Origin of the sequence: Protofrankia sp. Cas8 (genome assembly GCF_963555845.1) — a bacterium.
In the GTDB taxonomy this organism is placed as follows: domain Bacteria; phylum Actinomycetota; class Actinomycetes; order Frankiales; family Frankiaceae; genus Protofrankia.
In genome coordinates, this window is record NZ_CAUVXI010000123.1 from 7,507 (window position 1) to 16,412 (window position 8,906).

The following is an 8,906-nucleotide window of genomic DNA, read 5'->3' on the forward strand; positions in this document are numbered from 1 at the left end:
GACGGCGTCGTCGAGGTGCTCGGCGAGGCCCGACAGCGCTGAAACGAGGCCCCCCGCCCCTCGGGTGACCGTTCGTCCCGAAGCGTCACGGTCGAAGCTCACCGGGCCGCGGTTGGACAGAAGTACAAGCGGCAGGTCGAGCATTCTGCTTACCGGCACGGTGGTGCGGCCTCCTCAGTCGCGTGGCAGCGGCGCCGGACGGATGCCGGACCCGTGAACTGCCACGCGTTGGTACTTTCCCGGGCCGCCGACGGTGCGGCAGGAGCCGTGATCGCGCCACCGTCGGCCCGGCTTGTCCTGGTCGGGCCGACGGTGGCACGAAAGAAACCATGATCATACCGTCGGCGACCGACTGGACAACTCGGACTTTAGTAAGGCCGGCTAAAGGATGCATCGCGTCGCGGACAACCCGCGGAATTGTTACCCAGATCTTCATCCGCGACACGCTGACAACCGAACGCGGGCCATTGGTCACGAAAATTTGTGCTATTTCTCACAACTAGTTGATTTATATCAATACTCTAATGGCGCCATGAGGGCACTTCAAAGTCCGTCGCTGTAGTCCCGGACTTCCTGGACAGCGGATCCCAGAGCTGCCAGCGACTCCTGGATGCGTTCGCGGGTTTCCATCAGGGCGCTCGTCAGCTGTTCCACGGCCCGGTGGGCGCTGCCGTCGGTCGCAGCCAGGACGATTGCCTGCGCTTCTTCGATCATGGTCAACGCGCCGTCCAACTGGCCGACGACCTCATCAGTGCGCTTGAACGCCTCGCCAAGCTGGGACTTGACGTCGGCGATGGTGCTGGTCACAGAGATCCTGCCCTTCTTCTGTCGCCGCCGCGGGGATCGGGTCCGGACAACCGCCGGTTCATGTGCGCCGCGGATCTCGCGGATCTCGCGGATCTCGCGGTGCTCCGATGCCGAGCCCGAAACGGACGGCCAGCACAACCGCCACCAGGGAAGCGATCAAGCCAGGTGGGTTCAGGGGTGCGACCCGGGCGGTCGCCAGCACCGCGGCGCCGGCTGTACCCGCTCCGAGCAACGCTGCCCGGGCCACCTCGATGCGGCTCGCGTCGGTGAGGACCACCACGCACACGCCGGCGACCAGCGCGCCACCGGCCAGGGACGCGAGCGCCTCGACGCCGAGGAACACCCGCAGCGCGGTGACCGTGCCGGCTACCAGCAGACAGGCCAACCCGATGATCATCGCTGCGGACGTCGTCGGGCCCGCCCGTGTGATCGCCCGCAGCTCGGCGGCGTGCCCCATCGCGGTGAGACACAGTTCGTGAGCGCGGGCCGGCGCTGCGGCCGGGTCGAATTCGACGGGATCATCGGCGTCCACGGCGGGCCGCCCCGAGCGGGCCGTGCGCTCCAGCGCCGTGCCGGTGGACCGCCCGCGCCCGCTGCCAGCACCGCGACGGTGCGTGGCCCGAACGGCTGAGCGGTCCGTACGTTTGCGCAGGGCCACCGCAGCCACATCGTCATGATCGGATTCCGTCACCGGAGCGGGGCGAAGCTGGTCGAGGTCACTGATGCCGTGATGGGCGAGGGGTTCGGCCACCGTCCGCCACACTTCGTCGACTCTGGAACGGATGGCATCGGCGGATTCCCGGTGCGTGCGCGCCAGCGCAGCGCGCCGTTCCCGGCCGGCCAGTACCCGGTCCGCCACTTTCGTGCGAGCCTGGTCAAGCTCGGCGAGCAGCGCCCGATACTGCGCGATCGCGATCCTCGGATCGTCGAGATCGGGATCACGGGGATCACGCAGGTCGCCGCCGTCACGATCGGGCTCACCGTCGGGCACAGGGAGAGATCTACCCAATTGGTCGGGCATACCAACCAACGCCCGGTAACCGTGGATTCCATCGGAGGTCGACCGCGGGTTGCCGTGACCGTTGTGGTCAACTCCCATGACCGGCCCGGTCATCGTGCGTCCACCCGCCGCTGCAACGGCGCGAACGGGATGATCGTGCGTGCTTCCGCCTGACCGTTGCGGTCGAACAGGACTGCCCGGTTGGCGCTTGTCACCGCCGTGACCGACCGGTTTCCGGCGAGGCTGAACAGATCATTGCCGGGAACGCCGACCGCGATCCATGCCCCGACGTCGTCCCGATGCGTGGGACCAAGGTCATCGAGCAGGCGACCTGGGCCGCGCCACCAGCCGAGCAGGTGCACCCGCTGAACCGGGCCCCGGCGGGTCACGAAACGCAGATCATCCAGGCCGGAGCGACGACTGACCGGGTCCTTGGCCTCCAGGACCCCGCGCCCCGCATCGGCGGCGAACAGGACGAGCAGCCGTAGCGGCTGGGCCGGCCCGTGCTGCGGGCCCGTCCCCACCGCCAGCGCCGACTCCTCCCTGGCCCGCACCGCGTCACTGGTCTGGGCCAGCACGCGGCGCAGGGCGGCCGGCGGATGAACCTCGGCAGCCTGGCCGAAGGCCCGGACCCGCTCGGCCAGGATGTCGGCGACCGGGGCCATCTCGCCGGTGACGGCGACGATGTCGACCCCCAGCCCGTCCGGCCCGGCCTGGGCTGCCAGGCTCGTGACGGCCGCGTGCAGCACGCCGACGGCCTCACGCCGCAGCGGTCCGAGAACCGCCAGGTTGCGTCCTGGCAGCGGGGACAAGCGGACGCCAACGGCGGCGGGATGCAGATCGAGGGGAACCCCGACGAGCGCCAACGGTTCGGCGACCTCCCCATCGTCCTGGTGACCGGGATCCTGGTGACCGGAATCCCGGTGACCGGGATCCAGCGCGTCGCGGTCAGGCCCGCCGCGGTCGAGCGGTGCGGGCGTGCCCGCCAGCGAACGGAACAACGGATTGTCGTCCAACAGCGCCGGGGCGTGGCCTACGAAGACCTTCGGCGGCCGGTTCCCCGCGGCGCGGGACACGTTCGTACGGGACACGTTCGCGCTGGACAGGCTCGCACGCAGCGTGGCGAGCAGTGCCGGCTCCGGATAGGCGACCCGGACGAGCTCGTTGCCGGCCGGGTGGCCGTTGCGCCGGTTGACGATGGCCTCACCGACGCCGGCCAGTGCTCCGGCCGCCTCGTTGGTGGTCGACAGCAGCACCCGTGACTCCGAGATCGAGGTACGCAGCGCGATGCGCAGCGCGAACTGCCCGAAGATCGATCCACGTTTACCGGCCGTCGCATCCAGAGCGTCGATACCCGACAGGGTCTGGCTGGCCAGCAGCAGGTGGATCCCGTAGGCGCGCCCCTGGCGCGCCAACACCTCCAGGTGCGAGACCGCCTCCCGCGACACCGCGTCCAGCGGCGTGAGCATCACCTGGAACTCGTCGATCACTATCATGATCCGTGGCCAGCCGGTACCGACCTGCGCGGCTCGCAGGCCGCGCAGGTCCCGGGCCCCGACGGCCCGCATGGCGAGGGCCCGGCGTTGCATCAGGGCACGGACGTGGCGCAACACGGCGACCCCGAACTCCCGGTCGCTGTCCATGCCGATCGTGTCCGCGTGCGGCAGCACGAACGGGTCGTCACCGCGGGGAGCGAACTGGGCGAACTCCAGCCCCTCCTTGAAGTCGAGCAGGTGAAATCGCAGCTGGTCTGGGCCATAGCGGGCAGCCAGGCCATACACCACATCAAGGAGCAAGGTCGATTTGCCCGCTCCGGCCTGCCCGCCGACCAGCGCGTGGACGGTGTCGTCGTCGAACCGCAACGTCACCGGGCCGTCCGGGCCGAACGCCACCGGAACAGCAAGACCGCCGGCGGCGTCAAAGCTCCACAGCGTCTCGGGTAGCAGGGCGCGCGCGTTCGGCGGCCGGGCGGCCTCGTGGGCCGCGGCGGCAGCCACGATCTGGGCCACCGCGGCCACCAGATCGGGGGGCGGGGGTTCATCCAGGTCGCATCGAAGTGGACCCGACAGCGAGCAGCGCCAGCTCGGCCGGTCGCCCTCGGGCCGGCCCGGGTCCCCGGCAGGACGATTCCCGCCGTCGTCGGTCAGCCACAGAGTCTCAGCGTGCGCCAGGGTGTCATGCCCGCGTCGGGCACCGGGGGCGGCGCCCTCCTCCGCCAGGACGATGACGTGCACACCGCATGCAGGACCCTGGGCGGCGACCGCCGCCAGCGCCCGAGCGGCGTCGTCGGCCAGCGACGGCCAGGCCAGCAGTACCAGCAGCCGCCAGGGCTCGGCCCGCGGCAGGCCGGCGGCTTCTCGCTCCCGCAACGAGGCGAACCGGCCGCCGAGCCGGTCGACCGTGATCCGCCCCACCTCCGCGGAAAGCTCCGCGAGCACGCCTTCCAGGCGGGTTCGGGTGGTCAGGGTGGGGCTGGCGACGCCGGCGGCCCGCAGCGGGGCGAAACCTGCAAGCCCGGCCCCCAGCTCATAAGGGTCGTAGACGATGACCCGCACCGACCCGGCCGGCGCCGCCGCGAGCACCCGGGTGAGCAGGCCGCGCACAACGCCGACCCCCTCACCCCGGCGGTCACGGTCCACCACGATGCGCAGGTTGCCGCCGTCGAGCAGGCTGACGGCGAGGGGAACCTCGGCGGTGACTCCGCCGGGCAGCAGCGGTGGGACGATCACTCTCCCCACCCGCCACAGGCCTGGCCGGTAGTGCCGTTCCGCGGCTCCCTGCACGGGTACGCCCGGTGCTGACACTCCCTGCACGGACACTTCCGGTGCGGACACCGGCTCGCCAGGCGTGGGGTGCCCGGCCAGGCCGGCCTGGCGCACCGGCGTCCACGCCGGCGCCGACCACCGTGCGCCGGCGAGAGCGGGCGCCTGCTCACGGGCGATCGAGGCCGCGGCGCTGAGCGCGATGGGCACCCGCTGCGCAGCGCTGGATCCGGTGTGCCAGGCGTCGTCGGGCCAGTGGAGCTGGTCGGTCGGACGCGTACCGGTACCCGCAAGGGGCGCGTCCGGTTCGGGCAGCTCGACCTGGTCGGCCAGCGCCTCCAGCCGATCGGCGAGGCTCAGCGCCTCACCGAGGCATGTCTGGATGCCAGTGACCAGCGTCCGCACTCGCCGAGTGCCCGACACCGCGACCTCCCCGCGATCAAGCAAATGGCACGACGATGGTGGTGTGGCGTCCTGGCCGACCCGTGACCTACCGGTAGAACCAACCTAACGACGAGATCCGACGAAGGCGGGGTTTTCCCTTGACTGGGTGGGCCTGCGCCGATGTGACGCTACCGGACGGGCCGGCGCCTCATGCTCCCCGTCCCCGCGGGTTCGGTCCAGCAACGTGACCACGGTCGGGTAGCCGCGTCGGCCCCCGGGCTTCCCGCTGGTTCAGGCTGAGCTGCGCCGGCCGCGCCGGTTGGCCAGCTCGTCCCCGGGATGACCGACGGCGACGTGCGCCGGGTGCCCGACCGGTCCCGGGCGTTCGGGCCGCTCGGTCGGCAGTTGCGACAGCTGCCCGCGCATGTCCCGCACGGCCCGGCCGACCGCGATCGCGAAGACCCCCTGCCCTCCTTGGACGAGGTCGATGACCTGGTCGTCGGAGGTGCACTCGTACACCGTCGACCCGTCGCTGACCAGGGTGACCCTGGCAAGATCGTCGATCCCGCGGACGCGCAGGCAGTCCACGGCGGCACGGATGTTCTGCAGGGAGACCCCCGCCTCAAGCAGTTTGCGTACGACCCGCAGAACCAGCACATCGCGAAAGGAGTACAGCCGCTGGCTACCCGACCCGGTGGCGCCTCGCACGCTCGGCACGACAAGCCCTGTACGGGCCCAGTAGTCGAGCTGCCGATAGGTGATCCCCGCGGCGGCGCACGCGGTGGGCCCCCGGTAGCCGACATCATCGCCAGGAGGTTGAGGAAGATCATCCGGGAAGAGCTGACCTTGCTCGATCATCGCCGTCCGATCATCGCTGTCGCCATCCGTCCCACCAACCGGCTCCCGGGCTCACCCGGCCCCGCCACAGCATCGCCGTGCGCGGCCGCCGTGGCGGGACCGCAACCTCGACTCGACGGTAAGAGCCCTCGACGGTTGGATCAATGATCAGGATTGACGTGTCCGCAACCGCATGAAAGCACGCCCAGCCCGAACTATTGAGGATACAACCGCACACGTGCCGCAACGGCTCGCAATGCCGCCTGGTGCTGCCACCTGGTGACGCCGCCCGGTGACGATCCTGATCCACCGCGTGACGGGGAATACACGATCAGGAGCCTGGTGTGTTGAAGTCCTCCGGTGAGATCGTGTCCAGGAACTCTCGGAACTTCTCCAGCTCGCTCTCCTGCTCCTGTTCCTGATCCTCGGGCACGGTGATGCCAGCCTCGGCGAGTACCGACTCCTCGCCGTAGACGGGTACCCCCATCCGCATGGCCAGCGCGATGGCGTCCGACGGCCGGGCCGAGACCTCGACTCCGTTTCCGAACACGAGCGTCGCGAAGAACACCCCGTCCTGGAGATCGTTGATGGTCACCCTCGTGAGTTCCGTCTGCAGGGCCTGCAGCACATCACGCATGAGATCGTGGGTCATCGGACGGGCGGTCGTGATGCCCTCCTGCGCGAACGCGATGGCTGTCGCCTCCACCGCGCCGATCCAGATGGGCAGGTAGCGCTCACCTCCGACCTCCTTCAACAGGACGATCGGCTGCTTCGACGGAAGCTCGACACGAACGCCGACGATGTCCAGCCGATGCACCGATCTACCTCCTCGCACAGGTGAGCAGGACGGGATGATCTGAGCGGAAACTGTAGACGCCCACCGGGTGACAGTATCCCCGTCGCTGGAGTTCGTCAGCGTGCCCGGTGCATCCGGAAAGATCGACTACCGTGGACATCTTCCACCCCACTGTCAACGATAGGTGCCCGCGGGCGAATCGGCCTGCGAAAGACTGATCCACGGACATGCCGAGGTGGCGTCATCAGCTCGGCCCGGCCCGCAACCGTGAGCGCAGCAGGGCGGCGTGCAGCCGAACCAGCAGACCCGCGAGCTCGTCCACGGTGTCCTGCGCGTGCCCGCCGGGACGGTCGCGCTGCCCCCGTAGGGGGGCCGCCACCTGTTCGATCAGTCCCGCTTCCCGATCGGCCGCGACCCGCGAGGAACGCAGGTGACGAGGCTGGACGCCAAAGGCGCTCAGCGCGGCGAACGTGCGTGCGACCGCCAGCGCGTCCCCGTCGAAATAGCTACCGCCGGGGCGGGGCGCGAGCAGCCCGTACTGTTCGAGTTCGACAAGTTGATCGTCACCGATGCCGGTGGCGGCGAGCAGCTCCCGGCGCGACATCCGCACCGTCTCGCCGCCATCGACGATCATGTCCAGGACGCGGGGCGGGGGTGGTGCGACCGGGCGAGGGCCGGACCGCTCACGCGGGTGCTCGCCGCGGTCGATGGACTCCAGTTCCTCTTTGATCACTCGCAGCGGCAGAAAGCGTTCCCGCTGTGCGCCGAGTATGTAACGGAGTCGACCCACATCATCGGATGAGTACTTACGATAGTTCGCATTCGTCCGGGCCGGGACCACCAGACCTTCCGCCTCCAGATATCGGATCTTGGACAGCGTCACGTCGGGATAGTCCAGCCTCAGTCGATCGAGTACCTCGCCGATGTTGAACGTCTTCGCGGGGGAGCCACCCGCCGGGGCCCGAGCGGGCATCGGCACGGACGATGTCGTGGCCCGACCGGCGTTCATCGATGGGACCATCGGCTCACTGGGGCCCCCCGCCACCCGTCGCCATGATTGATCCAGTCAGGAACACCAGTCGGAATTTGCCGATCTGGACCTCGTCACCACTGGACAGTTCGGCCGAGTCGATCCGCTCCCGGTTGAGATAGGTGCCGTTGAGGCTACCTACGTCACGAACGGCAAAGCCCTTCGTGTACGGAGACCGATGGAACTCGGCGTGACGGCGCGACACCGTCACATCATCCAGGAAAATATCGCTTTCCGGATGCCGGCCCGCCGTCGTCAGGTCGGCATCCAGCAGGAAGCGGCTGCCCGCGTTGGGCCCTCGCTTGACCACGAGCAAACCTGAACCCGGTGGCAACGCGTCAACGGCGGCGACGGCATCCCGCTCGGTCGACTCGTCGACGTGATCACCCTCGATACCCGAAAGGGCTGCGGCAAGGTTGAGCGTCGACGTCTGCTCGGCAGGTCGTTCCGGCGCGACGGGCTCACCTGGACGTACCAGTGGAGACCCACACCGCGCGCAGTACAACGCATCAGTCGGGTTCTGCTGTCCGCACCTCGTGCAGAACACGGTCGCGTCTGCTTCCTGCCGGACCGCCGCGGGTGCGGTTGGGTCGGCCGCTCGGGCCACCTGCCTGGGGTGGCGAAAGTTCGATTCCTCCTCGGGGACACCCACCCACCGCGCGGACGGCCCCGAAGCCGGAAGGGTCGACACCGACCGCGACATCCCGGCCTCGTATCGCCTTCCCGGCGCACAATGAGGCTAGTGCATCGGGTCCACTACCGCGCAAAGGGAGTAGGTCAGCTATTCCTGCGTGGCGTGGACCTGAACGCCAGACTACATGTGCAGATCATCACGTTCGCTTCACGTGCTGGGCGTAGGCGTCCGCGTCGAGCAGGGAATCGGTCGTCCCGGCGTCGTCGACGGCCACCTCGACCAGCCAACCCTCACCGTAGGGATCGGAGTTGACCAGCTCCGGAGTGCTGTCGAGCACCTCGTTGCGAGCGATCACCTCCCCGGAGACCGGGGCGTAGACGTCCGAGACGCTCTTGGTCGACTCTACTTCGCCGAACGGCTCACCGGCCTGCACCCGGTCACCGACCGCCGGCAACGTCACAAACACGATGTCTCCGAGCGCTTCCTGTGCAAACGAGGTGATACCCACCCGCACAGTGCCGCTGGTCACCCGGATCCACTCGTGCTCTGTGGTGTACTTCAGATCTTCCGGGTACACTGCGTATCGCCTCCCAGCCGTCGGTTCCGAACCATCGAAAAGATCAGTACCGCTTTGCGGAGAGCGAACCGGGTGTCCC

At 69.0% G+C, this 8,906-nt stretch carries 8 protein-coding genes; all 8 read right to left on the minus strand.

Features of this window, described 5'->3' with window-relative positions:
* Window positions 1-543: 543 nt before the first annotated feature.
* The 8 genes from U9977_RS17155 to gcvH all read right to left on the minus strand — a co-directional run bounded on the left by U9977_RS17155 (window position 544) and on the right by gcvH (window position 8,827).
* On the minus strand, window positions 544-807 hold the full coding sequence (locus tag U9977_RS17155; protein ID WP_322750282.1) for a hypothetical protein: 264 nt from the start codon (window positions 805-807) through the stop codon (window positions 544-546).
* A gap of 58 nt (window positions 808-865) precedes the next feature.
* Window positions 866-1,798: a hypothetical protein gene (locus U9977_RS17160; protein ID WP_322750283.1), complete on the minus strand. Its 933-nt coding sequence runs from the start codon at window positions 1,796-1,798 to the stop codon at window positions 866-868.
* A 119-nt stretch (window positions 1,799-1,917) separates the two neighbouring features.
* The gene (locus tag U9977_RS17165; protein WP_322750284.1) at window positions 1,918-4,992 is read right to left on the minus strand and encodes an FtsK/SpoIIIE domain-containing protein; all 3,075 of its coding nucleotides are present in this window, start codon (window positions 4,990-4,992) and stop codon (window positions 1,918-1,920) included.
* Window positions 4,993-5,244: 252 nt separating this feature from the next.
* Window positions 5,245-5,811, minus strand: a complete 567-nt coding sequence (locus U9977_RS17170; protein ID WP_322750285.1) for a MerR family transcriptional regulator — start codon at window positions 5,809-5,811, stop codon at window positions 5,245-5,247.
* A 310-nt stretch (window positions 5,812-6,121) separates the two neighbouring features.
* Complete coding sequence (locus U9977_RS17175) at window positions 6,122-6,607, minus strand: bifunctional nuclease family protein (protein WP_322750286.1); 486 nt, start codon at window positions 6,605-6,607, stop codon at window positions 6,122-6,124.
* Window positions 6,608-6,830: 223 nt separating this feature from the next.
* Window positions 6,831-7,595 carry a MerR family transcriptional regulator gene (locus U9977_RS17180; RefSeq protein ID WP_322750287.1) on the minus strand — a complete coding sequence of 255 codons (765 nt, stop codon included), beginning with the start codon at window positions 7,593-7,595 and terminating at the stop codon, window positions 6,831-6,833.
* Window positions 7,596-7,611: 16 nt separating this feature from the next.
* Window positions 7,612-8,163, minus strand: a complete 552-nt coding sequence (locus U9977_RS17185; protein WP_322750289.1) for an FHA domain-containing protein — start codon at window positions 8,161-8,163, stop codon at window positions 7,612-7,614.
* 283 nt (window positions 8,164-8,446) lie between these two features.
* On the minus strand, window positions 8,447-8,827 hold the full coding sequence (gene gcvH, locus U9977_RS17190; RefSeq protein ID WP_322750290.1) for a glycine cleavage system protein GcvH: 381 nt from the start codon (window positions 8,825-8,827) through the stop codon (window positions 8,447-8,449).
* Window positions 8,828-8,906: the final 79 nt, after the last annotated feature.

What these genes read in the sequence shown, in the direction of transcription:
- U9977_RS17170 (WP_322750285.1), bottom strand. Translation starts at nt 5,811, where the DNA reads ATGATCGAGCAAGGTCAGCTCTTCCCGGATGATCTTCCTCAACCTCCT.
- U9977_RS17180 (WP_322750287.1), bottom strand. Translation starts at nt 7,595, where the DNA reads ATGAACGCCGGTCGGGCCACGACATCGTCCGTGCCGATGCCCGCTCGG.